Source organism: Streptomyces pyxinae (assembly GCF_024756275.1).
GTDB classification, from domain to species: Bacteria; Actinomycetota; Actinomycetes; order Streptomycetales; family Streptomycetaceae; genus Streptomyces; species Streptomyces pyxinae.
The window spans coordinates 49,762-71,309 of the sequence record NZ_JANUGQ010000008.1; the positions used below are offsets into that span (position 1 = coordinate 49,762).

The window sequence follows — 21,548 nt, forward strand, 5'->3', positions numbered from 1 at the left end:
GGCCGGTGGGCCGAGCCGGATGGGCCGAGGCCGGCAGCTGGCCTGTGCCTGGCCGGTGAACCGAGTCCGGCGGATGGCCTGTGCCCGGGTGGGGGCCGTGTCTGGCCGGGGCGTGTCCCAGGCCTGCGCGGCGACGGGCCGACCCTGGCGGCCGACGGGCCGGGGGCCGGCCGGTGGCCCGAGCCCGACGGATGGCCTGTGCCCGGCCGGGGCCGAGCCCGGCCCACGGGCCGCTGGCTCAGGCGCGGGGGGCGCAGCCCAGGACGTGTTCCTTCACCAGCACCCCGATCCTGGGGTCCCGCCTCCGGAAGGCCCGGACCAGGTCCTCGTGCTCCTCGGCGTACGACTTCTGCACCGTACCGAGCCAGCGGATCGACAGGGCCGTGAACACCTCGATCCCCAGCCCCTCCCAGGTGTGCAGCAGCACCGCGTTGTGCGCCGCCCGCACCAGCTCCCGGTGGAAGCCCACCGTGTGCCGCACCTGGGCCGTCCCGTCACCCCGGGCGTCCGCCTCGTACAGCGCCACCACATGCGGCTCCAGCGCCGAGCAGTCCTCCGCCAGCCGCCCGGCGGCCAGCTCCGCCGCGATCTGCTCCAGACCCGCCCGTACCGGGTAGCTCTCCTCCAGGTCCGCCGCGGTCAGATTCCGCACCCGGACCCCCTTGTTCGGCGCCGACTCGATCAACCGCAGGCTCTCCAGCTCCCGCAGCGCCTCCCGTACCGGCGTCTGGCTGACCTCCAGCTCCGTGGCGATGCGCCGCTCCACGATCCGCTCGCCCGGCTTCCAGCGACCACTGACGATCCCCTCCACGATGTGCTCGCGGATCTGGTCGCGCAGCGAAACGGACTGCATCATGCTGTTCCCTCTTTTTGGGGCTCGGTTCTCCCCCAGACTTCGTCCGGAGGGACCCCCACGGGGTCGGGTGGGCACCCACAGGGGGTGAGGCTGCTCGATTGGGTCGGGTGGGCACCCACGGGGGTGGGGCCGCTGGTCGGGTCGGGTCGGGTGAGTACGTACGGGGGACGGGGCTGCTGGTCGGGGTCGGGTGGGCACCCACAGGGGGTGAGGCTGCTCGATTGGGTCGGGTGGGCACCCACGGGGGTGGGGCCGCCGGTCGGGTCGGGTGGGTACGTACGGGGGACGGGGCTGCTGGTCGGGGTCGGGTGGGCACCCACAGGGGGTGAGGCTGCTCGATTGGGTCGGGTGGGCGCCCACGGGGGCACCCACCCGGGGTGGGCCGTCGGCCCTGGTCCGAAGCGAGTGGCCACCCACCGGGGGGCACCGGTCCAGGGTGGACCGCCGGCCCGGGATCGGGGCCACCGACCCGGGATCGGGGTCACCCACCCGGAACCACTGCCCCGGAACGGGGTCACCGGCCCGGAACCACCGGTCCGGGACCGGGGCGCCGGGGCGGCTCACCCGTTCACGGGGGCGGCGCTCTGGTTTACCACGGGGGTTCCGGCGGATCCGGTTCCGGTTCCGGTTCGGGACGGGGATCACATCGGGGGAGGACCGACGGGTTCCGGTCGGGTACCGGAAGTACAGGTTCCCCGGGGAGTGCCCCGCACGGCCATACGGCGGTGCCCCCGGCCGGAAGTCCTCCGGACGGGGGCACCGCCGTGCGCCGGCGACGGGCGCGGGGCCCGTCGGGCTCAGCGCCGCTCGGGGGCTCAGAGGCCGAGGTCCACCTCGAACTCGCCGGCCTCCAGGATCGCCTTGACGGCCGTCAGGTAGCGGGCCGCGTCGGCACCGTCCACCAGGCGGTGGTCGTAGGAGAGCGACAGGTAGGTCATATCGCGGATGGCGATGGTCTCGCCCAGGTCCGGGTGGTTCACGACCACCGGACGGCGGACGGTGGCGCCGATGCCCAGGATGGCGACCTGGTTCGGCGGCACGATGACCGTGTCGAACAGCGCACCGCGCGAGCCGGTGTTGCTGATGGTGAAGGTGGCACCGGACATGTCGTCCGGGGTGAGGCCGCCGCCCCGGGCCTTGCCCGCCAGCTCCGCGGTCTTCTTGGAGATGCCGGCGATGTTCAGGTCGCCCGCGCCCTTGATGACCGGGGTCATCAGACCCTTCTCGGCGTCCACGGCGATGCCGATGTTCTCCGAGTCGAAGTACGTGACCGTGCCCTCGTCCTCGTTGATCCGGGCGTTGATGACCGGGTGGGCCTTCAGCGCCTGGGCCGCCGCCTTCACGAAGAACGGCATCGGGGAGAGCTTGACGCCCTCGCGGGCGGCGAACGCGTCCTTGGCCCGGGCGCGCAGCTTCATCAGCCTGGTGATGTCGACCTCGACCACCGAGGTCAGCTGGGCCTGCGAGTGCAGGGCCTTCATCATGTTGTCGCCGATGACCTTGCGCATCCGGGTCATCTTGACCGTCTGGCCGCGCAGCGGGGACGCCTCCAGCGCCGGGGCCTTCGGCGCGGACGCGGCCGGAGCGGCGGCGGCCGGGGCCGGTGCGGCCTTGGCGGCCTCGGCGGCGGAGATCACGTCCTGCTTGCGGATACGGCCGCCGACGCCGGTGCCCTTGACCGAGCCCAGGTCGACGTCGTTCTCGGCCGCCAGCTTGCGGACCAGCGGGGTCACATAGGCGCCCTCGTCACCCTTGGGGGCGGCGGGAGCGGCCGGAGCGGCGGCGGGCGCCGGCTGGGCCGGGGCGGGAGCCGGAGCGGCCGGGGCGGGCTGCGCCGGAGCCGGGGCCTGGGCGGCGGGCTGCGCCGGGGCGGCCGGGGCCGGCTGGGGCGCCTCCTGCTTCGGGGCCTCCTGCTTCGGGGCCTCGGGCTGCGGGGCCTCCTGCTTGGGGGCCTCCTCCTGCTGGGGCGCCTCGGCCGGAGCGGCGGGGGCCTGGGCCGGGGCGGCACCGGGCGCGCCGATGACGGCCAGCTTGGCGCCGACCTCGGCGGTCTCGTCCTCGCCCACCACGATCTCCAGCAGCACACCGGCGGTGGGCGCGGGGATCTCGGTGTCGACCTTGTCGGTGGAGACCTCGAGCAGCGGCTCGTCGGCCTCGACCGAGTCACCGACCTCCTTGAGCCAGCGGGTGACGGTGCCCTCGGTGACCGACTCGCCCAGCGCGGGCAGCACCACGTCGGTGCCCTCGGCCGAGCCGCCGCCGGAGGCCGCCTCGGCGGTCGGGGCGGGGGCCGGGGTCTCGGTCTCGGTGGACGGGGCGGCCTGCGGGGCCTCCTGCGCCGGGGCGGACTCCTGCTGGGCGGGAGCCTCCTCCTGGGCCGGAGCCTGCTCCTGGGCGGGGGCCTCGGCCGCGCCGGAGCCGTCGTCGATGAGGGCCAGCTCGGCGCCGACCTCCACCGTCTCGTCCTCGGCGACCTTGATGGCGGACAGCACGCCGGAGGCCGGGGCGGGGATCTCGGTGTCGACCTTGTCGGTGGAGACCTCGAGCAGCGGCTCGTCGGCCTCCACGCGGTCGCCCTCGGCCTTCAGCCAGCGGGTGACGGTGCCCTCGGTGACGCTCTCACCGAGCGCGGGCAGGGTTACGGAAACCGGCATGGTTTCGGTTGCTCCTTACGAATTTCGGAAAGTGGTCGTCGCGCCCGGACTGGATCAGTCGTGGGAGTGGAGGGGCTTGCCGGCCAGCGCCAGGTGGGCCTCGCCGAGCGCCTCGTTCTGCGTCGGGTGGGCGTGGATGAGCTGCGCGACCTCGGCCGGCAGCGCCTCCCAGTTGTAGATCAGCTGCGCCTCACCGACCTGCTCGCCCATCCGGTCACCCACCATGTGGACGCCGACCACGGCACCGTCCTTCACCTGGACGAGCTTGATCTCGCCCGCGGTCTTCAGGATCTTGCTGCGGCCGTTGCCCGCCAGGTTGTACTTCAGTGCGACGACCTTGTCCGCGCCGTAGATCTCCTTGGCCTTCGCCTCGGTGATGCCGACGGAGGCGACCTCGGGGTGGCAGTACGTCACCCGGGGCACACCGTCGTAGTCGATCGGCACGGTCGCCAGACCGGCCAGCCGCTCCGCCACCAGCATGCCCTCCGCGAAGCCGACGTGCGCGAGCTGGAGGGTCGGGACGAGGTCGCCCACCGCCGAGATGGTCGGCACATTGGTGCGCATGTACTCGTCGACCAGGACATAGCCCCGGTCCGTCGCGACGCCCTGCTCCTCGTACCCGAGACCGGCGGAGACCGGGCCGCGGCCGATGGCGACCAGCAGCACCTCGGCCTCGAAGGTCTTTCCGTCCGCGAGGGTGACCTTGACGCCGTTGTCGGTGTACTCGGCGCCCTGGAAGAAGGTGCCGAGGTTGAACTTGATGCCGCGCTTGCGGAAGGCGCGCTCAAGAAGCTTCGAGCTGTTCTCGTCCTCGACCGGGACGAGGTGCTTCAGGCCCTCGATGACCGTCACATCGGTGCCGAAGGACTTCCACGCCGAGGCGAACTCGACGCCGATGACGCCGCCGCCCAGGATGATCGCGGACTCCGGGACGCGGTCCAGCGTCAGGGCGTGGTCCGAGGAGATGATCCGGTTGCCGTCGATCTCCAGGCCCGGCAGCGACTTCGGGACCGAACCGGTGGCGAGGAGGACATGGCGTCCCTCGACCCGCTGGCCGTTCACGTCCACCGAGGTGGGGGAGGAGAGCCGGCCCTCACCCTCGATGTAGGTCACCTTGCGGGAGGCGACCAGGCCCTGGAGGCCCTTGTAGAGGCCCGAGATCACGTCGTCCTTGTACTTGTGGACGGCCTTGATGTCGATGCCCTCGAAGGTGGCCTTGACACCGAACTGGTCGGCCTCGCGCGCCTGGTCCGCGATCTCGCCCGCGTGCAGCAGGGCCTTCGTCGGGATGCAGCCGTTGTGCAGGCAGGTGCCGCCGAGCTTGTTCTTCTCGATCAGTGCGACGTCCAGGCCCAGCTGCGCACCCCGCAGGGCCGCGGCGTAGCCGCCACTGCCACCGCCGAGGATCACTAGGTCGAAAACGGTGCTGGCGTCGTTCGCCACGTCACGTCCTCCATGCATGTGCGCCGGTCGCCGGTCCTCGATGACCGTCGGCGGCTGGTGTTCGGCCGCTGTCTCTTCGGCCCTGTGGTGGGGGCCCTGTCCTGCCGGGAACCCATCTTCGCACTTGTCGCGGCCGACCGGGGCACGGGGCCGTTCCCGCCCCGGCCCGTGACTTCCCCCACGTCGCCGCCCGGGCGCGCGCTTCTCACGTACGGTGCCCACCCGGCTCCCGTGGGTGGGCGCGGGACGCTGTCCCCGGACCCGGCCGCCGCTTCCCGCCCCCGGGCGCCCGACCGGCCGTCGGCCCGTCTGCCCCGGGACGGGTGGATCACGCCGAGAGGCGTGCCACCCCCGGGGCCGCCCCGGGGATGGCCGGCCGCCCCGGACGTCCACGCGGGCCGCCCCGGGGATGCCCGTCGCCTCGCCCCGCGCTCGGCCCGTCCCCACGCCTCCTGACGAGTGGCCTCGGAAGGACGGGCCCCCGCCCCCGCACCCCCCTGGCAGCCGGGCCTGGGGCGGGAGCGGGAGACCCCGCACTCCCCTGCTCGCCCGCCCCCTCCGGGCGAGCGAGCCGAAGGGGGCGCGTCGGTGTCGAAAGGAGGGGGCCCCGGACGGAGTCCGGGGGAGAGCGAGCCTCAGAGAGTCTCGGCCAGCTTCACCAGCGTCCGCACCGACGAGCCCGTGCCGCCCTTCGGGGTGTAGCCGTAGGGACCGCCCTCGTGGAAGGCGGGGCCGGCGATGTCGAGGTGGGCCCAGGTGATGCCCTCGCCGACGAACTCCTTGAGGAAGAGGCCCGCGACCAGGCCGCCGCCCATCCGCTCGCCCATGTTGGCGATGTCGGCGGTCGGGGAGTCCATGCCCTTGCGCAGGTCGGCCGGGAGCGGCATCGGCCAGGACTGCTCCCCGACCTGCTCGGCGATCTCGTGCAGCGAGGTGCGGAAGTCGTCGTCGTTGGCCATGACCGCGAAGGTGCGGTTGCCGAGCGCCAGCACCATGGCGCCGGTGAGGGTGGCCACGTCCACGATGGCGTCCGGGTTCTCCTCGGAGGCGCGGGTGAGCGCGTCGGCCAGCACCAGGCGGCCCTCGGCGTCGGTGTTCAGCACCTCGACGGTCTTGCCGCTGTACATGGTGAGCACGTCGCCGGGGCGGGTGGCCGAGCCGGACGGCATGTTCTCCGCGAGCGCCAGCCAGCCGGTGACATTGACCGGGAGCCCGATACGGGCGGCCGCGACGACGGCGGCGAAGACGGCGCCGGCGCCGGCCATGTCGCACTTCATCGTCTCGTTGTGGCCGGCCGGCTTCAGCGAGATGCCGCCCGAGTCGTAGGTGATGCCCTTGCCGACCAGGGCGAGGGTCTTCGACGCCTTCGGGTGGGTGTAGGCGATACGGACCAGCCGGGGCGGGTTGGCCGAGCCGGCGCCGACGCCCAGGATGCCGCCGTAGCCGCCCTTGGTGAGCGCCTTCTCGTCCAGCACCTGGACCTTGAGGCCGTGCTCCTTGCCGACGGCGGTGGCGGTGGCCGCGAAGGTCTCGGGGGTGAGGGCGTTGGGCGGGGTGTTGACCAGGTCGCGGCAGCGGTTGATCTCCTCGGCCAGCGCGACCGCGCGCTCGGCACCGGCCTTGTACGCCTTGTCCCGGGGCTTGGCGCCCAGCAGCGTCACCTCACCGAGCGGCGCCTTGCCGTTGCCCTTCCCGTCTCCCTTTCCGTTGCCCTCGGAGCGGAAGGCGGTGAAGGTGTACGCGCCGAGCAGGGCGCCCTCCCCGATGGCCTCGGCGTCCTCGACGGACTCCACCGGCAGGGCGAACCCGGCCTTCTTCGCGCCGGTCAGGACGCGGGCGGCCGAGCCGGCGGCGCGGCGCAGGGTCTCGGTGCCGTACGCCTCGTCCCGGTCGGGAGCGGTACCGAGGCCGACGGCGAGCACCACCGGGGTCTTCAGGCCGGAGGGGGCGGGCAGCTTGGTCACCTCACCCTCGGCACCCGAGGCGCCCAGGGTCTCCAGGACGCCGGCCAGCTTGCCGTCGAACGCCTTGTCCACGGCCTCGGCGCCCGGGGCCACGACGAGTCCCTTGCCGCCGGCCGGAGCCTTGGCGACGCCGACCACGAGGGCGTCCGCGCGGAGCGTCGCCGCCCCGCCGGTGCTGAGAGTGAGAGCAGTCACGGTGGTGATTTCTCGCTTCCGATATCGAGTAGTGAGGCGGTCGAAGGGGTGGGCCGACCGTGCCCGGCGCTCGGCGGGAAGCACTCCGCCGGACGGGGTACCGCACGGTCCGGCCCCTCGGGGCGCCGGGGACGAGCCTACGCGCGCCAGGGTTCCTCGCTCACAGGGGCGGCGTTTCACCCTTCCGTGACGCCCGCCCAGGGACGTCTGTGACGTCTGTCCGGGTCGTCCCGCTTGGCGAATGAGAGCTGCGTCACACTCCCTGCAATCGCATAAGGGAGGCGCGTACCCCTTTGCATCATCTCCACAGATCCTCCGTGCCCGAGCCGGCCGGAGGGACGCACGAGGGGGGTACTCACCCATGTCCGCTGAACTCCGCCGCGGGCGCCCGTCCGCCGGGCTCCGGCGCGGGCGCGCCGGCCGTGCGGCCGGGGCGCTGGCCGTAGCCGCGCTCATCGCCGCCACCGTCCCCGCCACCGAGGCGGCCGCCGCCGATCCCGTACCCCGTGTCGACCTGACCGTGCTGGTCGTGGACGACGGCGGGAGCTCGCTGGCGGCCGTCGCCGCCGAACTGAAGGGGTCCGGGGTGCCCTACCGGACCGTACGGCTGGACCAGCCGGGCCGGCCGGTGATCGACGCGGCCTTCCTGGCCGACACGGTCGACGGCCGGCCGCGCGCCAAGTTCCAGGGCGTCGTCCTGCCCAACGAGGCGCCCGGCGGACTCGCCGCCGCCGAGCTGACCGCGCTCGCGGCGTACGAGCAGAAGTACGCGATCCCGCAGGTCGACGCGTACACCTGGGCGCACCCCGGGGTGGGCCTCGACTACACCGATCAGGGCGGCCGCTCCGGGACCTTCGACGGGGTGGGGACCTCGGTCACCGCCGCCGGCCGGAGCGGGCCCTTCCGCTACCTGGACGGGCCGCTGACCTTCGAGGACAACGCCCCGGGCGTCTCCGAGAGCTACGGCTACGCCGGCCGCCCCCGCACCGGCTACACCAGCTATCTGGACGTCCCCGTGGACGGCGGCGGGCGGGCCAGCCTCCTCGGCGAGTACGCCCACGACGGCCGCCGGGAGCTGGTCGTCACCTTCGCGTACAACCAGAACCAGCGGCAGTTCCGGGCGCTGTCCCGGGGCATCGTGGAGTGGCTGACCCAGGGCGTCCACCTGGGTCAGAGCCGCAACTACTTCTCCGTCCACGTGGACGACGTCTTCGCGCCCGACGCCCGCTGGGACACCGAGCGCGACTGCACGCCCGGCGACATCGACTGCGCCGGGGGCGCCGGGGAGGAGACCCCGGAGATCCGGATGACCGCCGAGGACGCCCGGTACGCCGCCCAGTGGCAGCGCTCCAGCGGCTTCACCCTCGACATGGTGTACAACGCCGGCTCGGGCGAGGAGTGGAAGGCCGAGAACGGCGGCACCGACGCCCTCGCCACCCAGCTGCTCGCGGACCGGGCGCAGTACCGCTGGATCAACCACACCTACACCCACGCCTTCCTCGGCTGCGTCCAGGACGTGAGCGCGGTGCCCTGGCGGTGCGCCACCAACGCCAATGGCAGCACCCAGTACGTCAGCCGGAGCGAGATCTCCGCCCAGATCCGGGACAACCACGACTGGGCCGTCCGGAAGGGCATCGCGGTCGACCGCGCCGAGCTGGTCACCGGTGAGCACTCCGGCCTCAAGGTCCTCCCGCAGCAGCCGGCCGACAACCCGAATCTCGCCGGGGCGCTGGCCGACAACGGGGTGAAGTGGACGGCCAGTGACAATTCCCGGGAGCCCCAGCAGCGGGCGGTGGGCGCCGCGAAGACGGTCCCGCGCCACCCGATGAACGTCTACTACAACGTCGGCACCGCCGCCGAGATGACCGACGAGTACAACTGGATCTACACCTCCCGGGCCGACGGCGGCAGCGGCATCTGCGAGGACAACCCCGCCTCCACCTGCATGGCCGGCCCGCTCGACCCGGCCACCGGCTACGGCTCGTACATCGTCCCGCAGGAGGCCCGGATCGCGCTCAGTCACGTCGTGGCCAACGACCCCCGGCCGCACTACGTCCACCAGTCCAACCTGGCCGAGGAGCGGCTGCTCTACCCGGTCCTGGACAAGGTCCTCGCGGACTACCGGGGCCTGTTCGCGGACAACACCCCGCTGGTGACGCCCCGGCAGAGCGAGGCCGGTACGGAGCTGGCCCGCCGCGCCGACTGGGACAAGGCCCTCGCGGACGGCAAGGTCACCGCGTACCGCATCGGCAACACGGTGACCGTCAAGGCGCCGTCGGGCGTGACCGCGCCGGTCACCGCACCCGAGGGAACCCGCAAGCGGCTGCTGCTGGGCACCACCGCCTTCGGCACGGCCTACGCCGGCGCCCGGTCGGCCTGGACCTCGCCCGACCTGCTCCAGTCGGCGGTCACCCTCACCCTGCCGACGACCTGACGGGCCGACAGTTCGACGAGCCGACGAGCCGACGAGCCGACGGCCCGGCGGGTCCGGTGACGGGCGTCGCGGCGGTCCGACGCGCCGGACTGCCGCGACGCACCGACGATCCGCCGCACCCGCCAGTGCGGCGGATCCGACGGTCTGACCGGCCCGGCGGACCGGCCGGCCCCCTCACCCGGGGCCTGCCGGGACGTCGCGGGCGGCCCGCGCGTACCAGCTCGCACCCACCGGGCGCCCCGCCCGTATCCACCGACCGGCCCGCGCGCCCGGCCCCCCACCGGGCGGCCGTGCGCCTGGACCGAACCCACCGGGCGGCCCGCGCGCGCCGCCCGTACCCATGCGCCCCGCACCCGGCCATGGCACCGCACGTACCCACCTGGGGAGAACCACCCATGCCCAGCCCTGGCCGCCATGTCACCCTGCTCACCGAAGGCACCTATCCGCATGTCCACGGCGGCGTCAGCACCTGGTGCGACCAGCTCGTCCGGGGGATGCCCGAGGTCGAGTTCGAGGTCCTCGCGCTGACCGGCAGCGGCCGGGAGCCGGTGGTGTGGGAGCTGCCGGACAACCTCGTCCGGCACACCTCGTTCCCGCTCTGGGGGCCGCCGCCCCGCCGGGCCCGGCCGCTGTTCGGCCCGGCCCGCCGCCGGTTCACCGACGTCTACGAGCGGTTCCTGCTCGCGCTGCTCGACCCGTCCGCCGTCGGCTGCGACTTCGGCGAGGGGCTCTTCGCCCTCGCCGCGCTCGCCCGGGACGGACGGCTCTCCGCCGCCCTGCGCTCCGAGGCCGCGGTGCGCTCGCTGATGTGGATCTGGACCCAGCCGCATCTGGAGACCGCCGCCGCCCGGCCCACCGTCCATGACGCCCTCACCGCCACCGACCTGCTGGAACACGCCCTTCGCCCACTCGCCGCCCGGCTGCCCGCCACCACCGTCGCGCACGCCGTCTCCAGCGGGCTCGCCACCCTGCCCGCGCTGGTCGCCCAGCACACCGACGGCGTCCCCTTCCTCCTCACCGAGCACGGCATCTACCTCCGCGAGCGCTATCTCGGCTACCGCACCGAGGCCCAGCGCCGGCCGGTGAAGGCGCTGCTGCTCGGCTTCTACCGGGAGCTGAACACCCTGGGCTACCGGAAGGCCGGGCTGATCACCCCGTGCAACCAGTACAACCGGCGCTGGGAGGAGCGCGGCGGCGCGCCCGCCGACCGGATCCGTACCGTCTACAACGGCGTCGACCCGGGTGCCTTCCCGCTCGCCGGGCCCGAGCCCGAGGTGCCCACGCTCAGCTGGTGCGGCCGGATCGACCCCATCAAGGACCTGGAGACCCTGATCCGCGCCTACGCCCTCGCCCGCGCCGAACTCCCGGAGCTGCGGCTGCGGCTGTTCGGCCCGGTCCCGGCCGGGAACGAGGACTACCGCACCCGGCTGGAGAAGCTCGCCGCCGAACGGGGCGTCACCGACGGCGTCACCTTTGAGGGCCGGGTGGACGATGTGGCCCGCGCCTACGCGGCCGGCCATCTGGTGATGCTCTCCTCCATCAGCGAGGGCTTCCCCTTCTCGCTGATCGAGGCCATGTCCTGCGGCCGGGCCACCGTCTCCACCGATGTCGGCGGGGTGCGCGAGGCGGTCGGGGACACCGGCCTCGTCGTACCGCCCAGGGAACCCGCCGTGATGGCCGAGGCCGTGCTGTCCCTGCTCAGGGACGGTGAGCGGCGTGCCGCGCTGGGGCGCCGGGCCCGGCAGCGGGTGATCGACCGGTTCACCCTGCGCCGCTCCGTCGACGGCTTCCGCCGGATCTACCGGGAGCTGGCCGGGGCTCCCGGAGCGGCACCGGCCGAGTCGCCCGCGCCGCCCGAGCCGCACGAGTGGACCCTCCGGCTCCGGCTCACCGCCCCCTGGCCGGACGGACCCGGGGCGACGGCGACCGGTTCCGGGAAGGCCGGGCCCGGGGCGGCTCTCCCGTCCGCCCGGGAGGTGGCGTGATGAGCGGCGCCCTCTGGCTCAGGGAGCCGGCGGCGGACCGGTCCGCCACCCCGCTGCCCGCCCTGCCCCGGCCCAGGACCCGGCCGGGCTGGGCGGCCACCGACCCGGTCGACGAGCTGGCCGACCGGCTGGAAGAGGTGATAGCCACCGCCGTCCACCCCGACGAGATAGCCGCCGTGCTGGAGTCGGACGGCATGTCGGACGATCACATACGGCTCACCTACGGCCGGGAGGACTCCTTCGCGCTCGCCGAGGAGCTGTACGGGCGGGTGCCCCGCCGTTTCCCCGAGCCGGAGCCGCGCCCGGCCGGACCGCCGGGCACCGGACTGCTCGCCTGTCTGCTGCGCGGTCTGGTCTTCGCCCTGCCCGGCCTCGGCTATGTCCTGGGCGCCCCGCTGCTCGCCGCCCCGCCGGGTGCCTCGCCGGGCGCGGCCGGGGCGGCCGGTGCGGTCGCCGGAGCGGTCCCGCTGCTCGCGGGCGCGCTGGCCGGCTGGGTCTGGAACCAGGCCCTCTCGCACCGCGCCCACGCCTGGCTGAGCCTCGGTGACCGCCCCGCCGCCGCCCGCGCCCTGCGGCTCGGCGCCCCGGCCGGCGCCCTGTTCGGCGCGGCCGTGGCGGCGGGGGGAGCGGTGATGGTGCCGGGGCCCGCCGTGTGGGCCGGGGCCTGGTTCGCGGCCGGTCAGGCGGTGTATCTGGCCGCCGCCACCGTGCTGCTGGTGCTCGGCCGGGACCGGGCGCTGCTCGCCGCCCTGGCCCCGCCGGCCGCCGGGGCCGCCGTCGCCGCCGCGACCGGGCTGCCGGCCGCCGCCCGGATCGCCCTGCTGCTGGCCTCGGTGGCCGCCGCGACCGTACTGGCCGCCCGCGCGGTGCTGCCCGGCCCGGCCGGCCGGGCACCCGGTGCGGGCCGGTCCCGCCGGTCCGGGCGCCCCGGGAGCCCCGACCGGTCCGGCGGCCCCGGCCGGTCCGGCGGCCCCGGCCGGTCCGGCCGGTCGGCGCCCCGGCTCGCGGCCTCGGTGCCGTACGGGCTCTTCGGCCTGGGCACCGGCGCCCTGGTGCTCTGGGCGGCGGTCGGCGAGCCGCTCCCCGGCGGCTCCGGTACGGCCCTGGCCGCCCCCGCCGCCGTGGCGCTCACCCTCTCCATGGGCCCGGCCGAATGGCTGCTGCACCGCTTCCGGAGCGACAGCGGGGCCGGGCTGCGGGCGAGCACCAGCACCGGAGCCTTCCGCCGCGCCACCGCCGCCGCCCTGGTCCGCTGTCTCACCGGCTACCTGGGGCTGTTGCTGGGCCTGGCCGTCACCGGCTCCCTGCTCTGGCCCGGCGCCCCCGACCTCGACGGCCGCCGGCTCGGCGCCCTGCTGCTGCTCGGGACGGTGCTCTGGACCGGGCTGCTGCTCCAGTCCTTCGGGGCGGTGACCGCCGCCGCGCTGATCTGTGCGACGGCGGCCGGGGTACGGACGGCGGCGTACGCGACCGGGGCGGGCCACCCGGAGACGGTGGGACTGCTCACCACCGGGGCGGCGGCCCTGACCCTGGCCGTGCTGAGCTGTCTGCTGCTGGGCCGGGTGACCACCCACCGCCACTGAGCACCCGGCCCCGGGGCGGACCGAGCGCCCGCCCCGTCGTGCGCCCCGGCCCCGGGCCCCGGGGGCGACGGCACCGCCCGTCCGCGCCCGGGCCGACCCGTACGGAAGAATCGCGACAGCCCCCCGCCGACGACCGCCTGAGAGAACGACCGTGCACCCACCGGCGTCCCGCCATCTGCTCGTGCCCTACTACGAACACCCCGCCCTCCGTCCCGCCGAGTGGGACGCCCTGGTCGCCGCCGCGCCCCGGCTGTACGGGGTGGTGGTCAACCCCGCCAGTGGCGCGGGCGAGGCGCCCGACCCGGCGTTCGCCGAGGCGGCCCGGCGGCTGCGGGAGGCCGGGGTGCCGGTCCTCGGGTACGCCGACACCGACTACGGGCGCCGCCCGCACGCCGCCGTCGTCCGCGACCTGACCCGGCACCGGGACTGGTACGGCGCCGACGGGGCCTTCCTCGACCAGGTGCCGACCGGGCCCGAACACGCGCCGCACTACGAGCGGTTGCGGGTGGCCGCCCGGGCGGCCGGCGCCGGGACGCTGGTGCTCAACCACGGGGCGCCGCCGCATCCGGTGTACGACGCCCTGGGCGATCTGCTGGTCACCTTCGAAGGGCCCTGGTCCGTCTACCGGACCGCCCGCCCGCCGGCCGCCCGCCACCACTGCCACCTGGTGTACGACGCCCCGCCCGGCGCCCGGCCCGCCAGCCGGGTGCACTGCGCGGTGCCCGGCGGCGGCGCGCACCCCTGGGCCGCCCTGCCGCACGGTCTGGAGGCCGCCCGATGACCCGCCCCGGAGGCATCCGCCCGGCCGGCACCCGTCCCGGCCGCCGGTCCCGCCCGGCCGCCGCCCTGGTCCCGCTGCTCCTGCTTCTGCTGCTCGCCGGCTGCGCGCACGCCCCGGACGACCCGGCGCCCCACGCGGAACGCTGGCTGCCGAAGCCCGGGGTGGCCTGGCAGTGGCAGCTCAGCGGGCGGCTCGACCCGGCGGTGGATGTATCGGTGTACGACATCGACGGCTTCGACCAGTCCGCCGAGGCCGTCGCCGATCTGCACCGGCGCGGCCGCAAGGTGATCTGCTACCTCTCCACCGGCGCCTGGGAGGACTGGCGGCCGGACGCGGAGAAGTTCCCCCGGGAACTGATCGGCCGGGGCAACGGCTGGGACGGCGAGCAGTGGCTCGACATCCGCCGCACCGAGGAGCTGGAGCCCCTGATGGCCGCCCGGATCGACATGTGCCGGCAGAAGGGCTTCGACGCGGTGGAGCCCGACAACATGGACGGCTACAAGAACCGCACCGGCTTCCCGCTCACCGCCGCCGACCAGCTCCGCTACAACCGGCTGATCGCCCGGCTCGCCCATGACCGGGGCCTCTCGGTGGGCCTCAAGAACGACCTGGACCAGATCCCGGAGCTGGTGGGCGAGTACGACTTCGCCGTCAACGAGCAGTGCGCCGAGCACGACGAGTGCGCGGAGCTGACGCCCTTCGTCCGGGCCGGCAAGGCCGTCTTCCATGTCGAGTACGAGCTGGAGACGGCGGAGTTCTGCCCGGAGGCCCGGCGGCTGCGGCTCAGCTCCATGCTGAAGAAGTACGAGCTGGGCGCCTGGCGCCGCCCCTGCTGACCCGCCCATCCCCGCCGGACCCGGTCCCGGTCCGGCGGAAACGGGCGGGTGCCGCGCCCGTTCCGCGTGACCCGGCGTCCGCCGTCGTCCGCCGCCGTCAGTCCTCGGCCGTCGTCGGTCGGCGTCAGCCGTTGTCGGTCGATGCCGGTCGTCAGTTCAGCGGGGTGCGGACGGAGCCGTAGAACTGGATGGCCGGCCAGCCGCGCGAGACGGCCAGCTCGTTCAGCGCGTCCGCGATGTCCCGCTCGGTGATGGCGTGCCGGGCCGGGGTGTTGTCGGTCCTGACGGTGAAGCTCACCTGGAGGGCCGCGTCGATGTCACCGATGCTGGTCTGCCCCTCGAACGCGGTCCCGGGGGCGAATTCGACGGCCGGCCCGGCCGCCGCGCCCGCCCCTGCCGCGCTCGCCTCGGGCGTCCGCGCCTGGGTCGCCTCCGCCGCACCTCCGGACGCGAGCACCGCCCCGGCCGCCGCACTGCCCGAATATCCCAGCACGGCCCGCCTGGAAACGCTGGTCATGTTCCCCCTCCTTCACTGCGCACGGGCCTCCCCCCTGGAGACCCGCCGTGATCATACGATCACCTATCGCATCACGCCGTCGATATCCGGCCATGGTCCGGTGGGGCCCGGCCCGGCCATGAGCCGACCCGACATGGACCGGTGGTGGATGTCCCCGGACCGGGCTCACCCCCCGCCCAGCGCCGCCACCACCAGCGCCGCCGTGGCCGCCGTCTCGGCGAGGGCGCCGAAGACATCGCCGGTCACGCCGCCGAACCGCCGTACGCACCGCCGCAGCAGGGCCTCCGCCGCCGCCAGGGCCAGCAGCGCCGCCAGGGCGCCCCGCAGCCCCCCGGGCCACCCCGCCACTGTCGCGCCCGCCGCCGCGCACCCCGCCACCACCAGCGCGGCGACCACCAGTGCGGGCCGCGCCGGGACCGTACCGGCCACCACGGCGCCCAGGCCCTCGGGGCGGGCGGCCGGGACGGAGCGGCGGGCGGCCAGGGTGAGGGCCGTCCGGGCGACCGTGCCGGCGACGAGGGCCCCGGCCGCGCCGACCGCCCAGCCCGCCGCGTACAGCTCGGTCAGCGCCGCCACCTGGGCCAGCAGCACCAGCACCAGGGTGACCACGCCGAACGGGCCGATGTCCGACCGTTTCATGATCCGCAGGGCGTCCTCGGCGGGTTTTCCGCTGCCCAGGCCGTCCGCCGTGTCGGCCAGCCCGTCCAGGTGCAGACCCCGGGTGAGCACCGCGGGCACCGCCACCGAGGCCACGGCGGCGAGCGCGGGCCCCGAGCCGAGCAGCAGCGGGGCGCAGCCGGCCAGGGCCGCGCAGCCGCCGACCACCAGTCCGGCGAGCGGCGCGCAGAGCATCCCGGTCCGGGCGGTGTCCCGGTCCCAGCGGGTGACCCGGGCCGGCAGCACGGTCAGGGTGCCGAAGGCGAACCGCACCCCGTGGCGCAGCCGCCCGCCGTCGTTCGCGCCGTCGTGCTCGGCGTCGTGTGTGGCGGGGCCGGGAGCGGGGCCGGGGTCGGGGGAACCGGGGGAGTGCTCAGGGGTGGCGGGGGAAGTGCTCACCGCGCGCAGAGTAGTCGCTGACCCGGGCGCGGTACATTGCCCGGAACGGGGCATCGGCGGGCAAAACGGGAGCGGGTGGCATGGGTCACTGGTGGTACCGGAACATCGTCGAACCGGGCAAGCTCCCGCTCTTCCTCGCGCTGGCCTCCTTCGTCCTGACCTTCCTGGTCACCCGTACGGTCACCCGGCTGATCCGGGCCGGACGGGGGCCTTTCCGCGACATCAGCCCCGGCGGGCTGCACATCCACCATGTGGTGCCCGGGGTCGTGCTCACCCTGATCGGTGGTTTCGGCGCGGTGGCCGCCGGCCGGCACGGTGCCGCGCCGCTGGTCTGCGCCGTGATCCTCGGGGTGGGGGCCGGCCTGGTCCTGGACGAGTTCGCCCTCGTCCTCCATCTGGACGACGTCTACTGGACCGAACAGGGCAGGCAGAGCGTGGAGGTGGTGGTGCTCACCACCGCGCTGCTCCTGCTGGTGCTGCTCGGCTTCTCCCCGCTGGGGGTGGACGAGCTGACGCCGGACGAACGGGAGGACCGGTTCAGCTATCTGCTCACCACCGGGGTGAACTTTCTGTTCGTGCTGATCGCCCTGGTCAAGGGGAAGTTCCGGATGGCACTCCTGGGCGCCCTGATCCCGTTCGTCGCGATCGTCGGCGCCCTGCGGCTCGCCCGCCCCGGCTCCCCGTGGGCCCGCCGCCTCTACCAGCGCCGGCCCCGGGCGCGGGCCAGGGCGGGACTCCGCGCCTACCACCACGACCACCGCTGGGACCGGCTGCGGCGGCGCTTTCAGGACGTGATCGCCGGCGCCCCCGACCGTGTACCGCCGATGCTCCGCAGGGCGGCGGGGTCCTCGCCGCCCGACGGCGCCTCCGGCCGGTCCGGCGCCGGCACCTCCGGCACGGGCCGCCGCGCGGAGGGGACCCCGGCCGGCGGTACGCCGCCCGAGCGGGGCGCCACCACGGAGACCGGAACCACCGGAACCACCGGGACCGGCGCCCCCGAGGGCACTCCCCGGCGGCCGGACGACGATCCCCGCTGACCCGCCCCGGCTCCGGTCGCCGCCCCGAAGGCCCCGGCATTCCCGGAGACCCCGGCGCTCCGGCGCCGCCACCACACCCCGGTCGCGTACAGCGCCAGCACCGCCGCGATGGCGGCCAGGTGCTCCTTGCCGGCCAGGTTGTTCTTGACCAGCACCTCGATCACCATCGACACGATCACCGCGCCGCCGGTCCAGCGGGCCCCGTACCGCAGGCAGAAGTAGACCGCGAGGCCCACCACCGCCGCCGAGGGGCCGGTGTCCACGATCCTGGCGTCCCCGGCCGGCACCCCCAGGAAGCCCAGCGGCCCGCCGGTGCCCAGCGCCAGCCCGAGCCGGGCGTACAGCGTGCCGGCCACGGTCGCCGCGTACGCGACGAGCACCGCCCGGCCCCGGTTCAGGCACAGCTCCGCGATGCCGAAGACCAGCAGCACCTGGGCGAGCGCGCCCCACACCGGCAGATGCAGCGCCGGGACGAAGAGCGACAGCGGGGTACGGAGCAGCCCCAGCCACACGGGGTCCTCGGCCCGCACCGCGCCCAGGTTCTGCACCACCCGGTAGCCCCAGGACTGGTTCTGCACCAGCTGCGCCACCGCCGTCAGCGAGACCGCGGTCAGCGTCAGCGGCAGGGCCCGCCACCCCCGCGTGGCGAGCCGCTCCCGTACGGCTCCGAACAGCGCGCCCCACTCCCGGCGGGCGAAGTCCCGCGCCGCCGCCCCCCGGCGGGCGGGCGGTGTCATCGCCGTCCCCGCAGCTGCGGCGGGCGGCGCAGGACACGGGGCAGCCCGGGGACCTCCAGGAAGCCCTCGGCGCGGCCCGCGGCGACGCCGATGCGCGGCAGATGGGCGCTCTTCTCGAAGACCATGAAACGCGGCTCCCAGATCGGTCGGTACTTGGCGTTGGCGCGGTACAGCGACTCGATCTGCCACCAGCGGGAGAAGAAGCTGAGCAGGGAGCGCCACATCCGGAGCACGGGACCGGCCCCGAGCTTCGCACCACGTTCGAAGACCGACCGGAACATGGCGAAGTTGAGCGAGACCTGAGTGATCCCGATCTCTTCGGAGCGCCGCAGCAGGTCGATGACCATGAACTCCATCAGCCCGTTCTCGGCGTCCCGGTCCCGGCGCATCAGGTCCAGCGACAGTCCGCGTGGCCCCCACGGCACGAACGACAGCAGCGCGCGCGGGGTGCCGTCGGCGTCGGCGCACTCCAGCATCACGCACCGCCCGTCGGCCGGGTCGCCCAGCCGCCCGAGCGCCATCGAGAAGCCACGCTCGGTGGCGCCGTCCCGCCAGTCGTCGGCCAGCCGTACCAGTGCCGCCATCTCCTCGGCCGGGATGTCCTCGTGGCGGCGGATCCGGACCCGGTAGCCGGCCCGCAGCACCCGGTTGTACGCCTGCCGCACGGTCCGCATCGCCCGGCCGTCCAGGGTGAAGTCGGCGGTCTCCACGAGCGCCTCGTCGCCCATCTCCAGGGCGTCCATCCCGTGCCGGGCGTAGACCGTGCCCGCCTCCTCGCTCGCGCCCATCACGGCCGGGACCCAGCCGTGCTCGCGCGCCTCGGCCAGCCACGGGGCGATCGCGCCCGGCCAGGCCTCCGGGTCGCCGATCGGGTCCCCGGAGGCGAGCGACACCCCGCCCACCACCCGGTAGAGCACCGCCGCCTTGCCGCTCGGGGACCAGACCACGCTCTTCTCCCGGCGCAGCGCGAAGTAGCCCAGCGAGTCACGATCGCCGTACCGGTCCAGCAGGGCGCGCAGCCGTTCCTCGTCGTCCTCGGTGAGCGGATCGACCGCCCGGCGGGAGCGGAAGGCCGCGTACAGCACCGCGATCAGCAGCGCGGTGGACATGATGTTGATGCAGACGTCCACCCAGCCGGGCGGCCGGACCTCCGCCAGCCGGCCGCTGTCCGGCACCAGGGTGACCAGCCGGGCGGCGCCGTACCGCCAGTGGTCCAGGAACGAGGACCGGCCCTCCGGCGCCGTGTTGGTGGCGCCGACCAGCAGTCCGGCCAGCAGCGAGGCGGCCAGCAGCCCCACCGCCGCCACCGCGGTGGCCAGCCGGGGGTTGGCGCGGTCGCCCTTGGCGTAGAACTCCCGGCGCCCGGCCAGCAGCGCGGCGAAGAAGGCCGCGGTGAGCGCCAGCGACACCCAGTTCTGCGGGTGCTCGCGGATCTCCGGGAAGACCATGACCAGCGCGAAGAGCAGCAGGAACAGTCCGCAGAGCACCATATTGAGGATCCAGGCGGCGCGCTTGCGGCGGCGCATGGTCACCGCCAGGAAGAGCGTCCAGAGCCCGGAGGCGAATCCGGCGGTGAGCAGATACGGGGTGAAGAAGTCGTCGGTGTTGTGGCGCCGCAGATCCTGGCCGAGCGAGACCCAGACGGCGCTCAGGAAGTTGATGAAGGTGACCGCGCGCAGATACCAGACCGCGAACGCGGCCCCGCCCCGCGCCCACCGGCCCCCGCCGGGCTCCGGGGACCTGCCGGGCTCCGGGGACCTGCCGGGCTTGGGGGAGTCCTTCCGCTCCGCGACCGCGCCGGCCCCTCCGGGCACCGTGCTCCCCTGGTTGTTCCCGCTGGACTCAGGCAACCCGACCTCTCCCATGAACGCGATGATATGGGGCATTTCCCGCCAAGGCGGGCGCGTGAGCGAGGGCCCGCACCGGCCGCCCCGCGCACCCGCCGACCGGTCCGCCGACGGGGTCCGCCGACGGGTGGCGGCCGGCCCGCGCGAGGCCGGACCGGGCCCGTACGAGGCCGCGCCCGTACGGGACCGGGCCGTACCGGTGCCGGACCGGGCCGTACCGGTGCCGGACGGAGGGCGTCCGTCCGGCACCGGCCGGGCCGGGACGGGGACGCCTCCCGTCCCGTACCGGCCCCGCTCAGCGCGGGCCGGTGGCGCCCCCGGCGGTGGACCCGTCCACCCGGGGGCCGACCGTGGCGCCCGCGTCCGCGTCCGCGCTGTCCGCGCCCGCACCAGCGCCTCCGTCCGCCGCCGTACCGACCTCGGCGTCCGGGTCCGCGTCCGCGCCCTCCGCCGCCCCGGCCGGTCCATCGGGCCGGCCGGCGTGCCCGGGGCGCTCGGCGTGCTCGTCACGCTCGTCCCGCTCGGGCAGCTCCGCCGCGAAGGCGGCGGCGGCCCGGACGAGCGGCAGGGCGAGCAGCGCCCCGGTTCCTTCCCCTACGGAGACGCCCTGGTCGAGCAGTGGGTTGAGCACCATCCGGTCCAGCGCCTTGGCCTGGGCCGGCTCCCCGGTCAGCTGGCCCGCCAGCCACCAGTCCGGCGCCCGGAACGCGGCCCGCTGGCCCACCAGGGCACACGCCGCCGACACCACCCCGTCCAGGATCACCGGCATCCGGCGCACCGCGCTCTGGAGCAGGAAGCCGGTGATCGCCGCCAGATCCGCGCCGCCGACCGCGGCCAGCAGCTCCAGCTGGTCGCCCATGACCGAGCGGGCCCGGCGCAGCGCGTCCCGGATCGCCGCGCACTTGCGCATCCACGCCAGGTCGTCGATCCCGGCACCGCCCCGGCCGGTCACCACCGAGGCGTCCGTCCCGCAGAGCGCCGCGATCAGCGTCCCGGCCGCCGTGGTGCCGCCGACGCTCAGATCGCCCAGCACCACCAGATCGGTGCCCGAGTCGGCCTCCTCGTCCGCGATCGCCATGCCGAGCCGGACCGCCCGCTCCGCCTCCTCGGGCGTCAGCGCGTCCGCCACGTCGATCCGGCCGGAGCCGCGCCGCACCCGGTGGCGTACGACCTCCTCGGGCAGCAGCGCCGGATCGCAGTCCAGGCCCGCGTCGACCACCCGTACCGGCACGTCCAGCGTCCGCGCCAGCACCGCCACCGGACCGGTCCCGTCCAGCACCGCCCGCACCAGCTCGTGGGCGCTGCCCGCCGGCCGGCCCGAGACGTCCAGCGCGGCCACCCCGTGGTCACCGGCGAACAGCACCACCCGGGGCCGTTCCACCGGCCGCACCGGGACGGCCCCCTGCGCGGCGGCCAGCCACTCGCCCAGTTCGTCCAGGCGCCCCAGCGCGCCGGGCCGGACGGCGAGCCGTTCCCGGCGTTCCTCGGCGTCCCGCCGGACGGCGCTGTCGGGGCGCTCGATCAGATCGGAGAAGTCGTCCAGATTCAGCCTGCTCATCCGGGCACAGTACCGCCGCCGACCGGCCCGCAGGCACCCCGCCGGAATCCGCCGGCCGGCCCCCG

General features: G+C 75.1%; 12 protein-coding genes and 3 pseudogenes. 6 read left to right on the plus strand and 9 right to left on the minus strand.

Annotation, left to right across the window (positions count from 1 at the left end; translation table 11 throughout):
- Positions 1–238: 238 nt before the first annotated feature.
- The 4 genes from NX801_RS11650 to NX801_RS11665 all read right to left on the minus strand — a co-directional run bounded on the left by NX801_RS11650 (position 239) and on the right by NX801_RS11665 (position 7,112).
- Positions 239–856, minus strand: coding sequence for a GntR family transcriptional regulator (locus NX801_RS11650; protein WP_258787385.1), 618 nt, complete (start codon positions 854–856; stop codon positions 239–241).
- Between the two features lie 815 nt (positions 857–1,671).
- A complete protein-coding gene (gene sucB / locus NX801_RS11655) occupies positions 1,672–3,510 on the minus strand; it encodes a 2-oxoglutarate dehydrogenase, E2 component, dihydrolipoamide succinyltransferase (protein WP_258787386.1) in 1,839 nt (612 codons plus the stop codon).
- Positions 3,511–3,564: 54 nt separating this feature from the next.
- A complete protein-coding gene (lpdA, locus tag NX801_RS11660) occupies positions 3,565–4,953 on the minus strand; it encodes a dihydrolipoyl dehydrogenase (protein WP_258787387.1) in 1,389 nt (462 codons plus the stop codon).
- 635 nt (positions 4,954–5,588) lie between these two features.
- Positions 5,589–7,112 (minus strand): leucyl aminopeptidase, encoded by a 1,524-nt coding sequence (locus NX801_RS11665; RefSeq protein WP_258787388.1) that lies wholly within the window; start codon positions 7,110–7,112, stop codon positions 5,589–5,591.
- Between the two features lie 361 nt (positions 7,113–7,473).
- On the opposite strand from NX801_RS11665, the gene NX801_RS11670 reads away from it, so the two are divergent.
- The 5 genes from NX801_RS11670 (at position 7,474) to NX801_RS11690 (ending at position 14,731) form a co-directional block, all read left to right on the plus strand.
- Entirely contained in the window at positions 7,474–9,546 is a 2,073-nt protein-coding gene (locus tag NX801_RS11670; protein ID WP_258787389.1) for a hypothetical protein, read from the plus strand.
- A gap of 395 nt (positions 9,547–9,941) precedes the next feature.
- Positions 9,942–11,531, plus strand: coding sequence for a GT4 family glycosyltransferase PelF (gene pelF / locus NX801_RS11675; RefSeq protein ID WP_258787390.1), 1,590 nt, complete (start codon positions 9,942–9,944; stop codon positions 11,529–11,531).
- Entirely contained in the window at positions 11,531–13,114 is a 1,584-nt protein-coding gene (locus NX801_RS11680; RefSeq protein ID WP_258787391.1) for a hypothetical protein, read from the plus strand. Before pelF ends, NX801_RS11680 begins: the two co-directional genes overlap by 1 nt.
- A gap of 151 nt (positions 13,115–13,265) precedes the next feature.
- Complete coding sequence (locus tag NX801_RS11685) at positions 13,266–13,895, plus strand: spherulation-specific family 4 protein (protein ID WP_258787392.1); 630 nt, start codon at positions 13,266–13,268, stop codon at positions 13,893–13,895.
- Positions 13,892–14,731, plus strand: coding sequence for an endo alpha-1,4 polygalactosaminidase (locus NX801_RS11690; protein WP_258787393.1), 840 nt, complete (start codon positions 13,892–13,894; stop codon positions 14,729–14,731). The genes NX801_RS11685 and NX801_RS11690 overlap by 4 nt, the downstream gene beginning before the upstream one ends.
- 151 nt (positions 14,732–14,882) lie before the next feature.
- Here the strand turns inward: NX801_RS11690 and NX801_RS11695 are convergent, their stop codons facing one another.
- Positions 14,883–15,248, minus strand: a complete 366-nt coding sequence (locus tag NX801_RS11695) for a hypothetical protein (protein ID WP_258787394.1) — start codon at positions 15,246–15,248, stop codon at positions 14,883–14,885.
- A gap of 165 nt (positions 15,249–15,413) precedes the next feature.
- Complete coding sequence (locus tag NX801_RS11700) at positions 15,414–16,190, minus strand: adenosylcobinamide-GDP ribazoletransferase (protein ID WP_258787611.1); 777 nt, start codon at positions 16,188–16,190, stop codon at positions 15,414–15,416.
- Between the two features lie 194 nt (positions 16,191–16,384).
- Here NX801_RS11700 and NX801_RS11705 point away from each other — a divergent pair.
- Positions 16,385–17,125 (plus strand): annotated as a pseudogene (locus NX801_RS11705) (hypothetical protein); the annotation flags it as partial.
- A 224-nt stretch (positions 17,126–17,349) separates the two neighbouring features.
- Here the strand turns inward: NX801_RS11705 and NX801_RS11710 are convergent.
- The 3 genes and pseudogenes from NX801_RS11710 to cobT all read right to left on the minus strand — a co-directional run.
- Positions 17,350–18,078: pseudogene (locus NX801_RS11710) on the minus strand (hypothetical protein); the annotation flags it as partial.
- Positions 18,075–19,943, minus strand: coding sequence for a phosphatidylglycerol lysyltransferase domain-containing protein (locus tag NX801_RS11715; RefSeq protein ID WP_258787395.1), 1,869 nt, complete (start codon positions 19,941–19,943; stop codon positions 18,075–18,077). The pseudogene NX801_RS11710 and the gene NX801_RS11715, both read right to left, overlap by 4 nt.
- A gap of 499 nt (positions 19,944–20,442) precedes the next feature.
- A pseudogene (gene cobT, locus NX801_RS11720) lies at positions 20,443–21,474 on the minus strand (nicotinate-nucleotide--dimethylbenzimidazole phosphoribosyltransferase); the annotation flags it as partial.
- Positions 21,475–21,548: the final 74 nt, after the last annotated feature.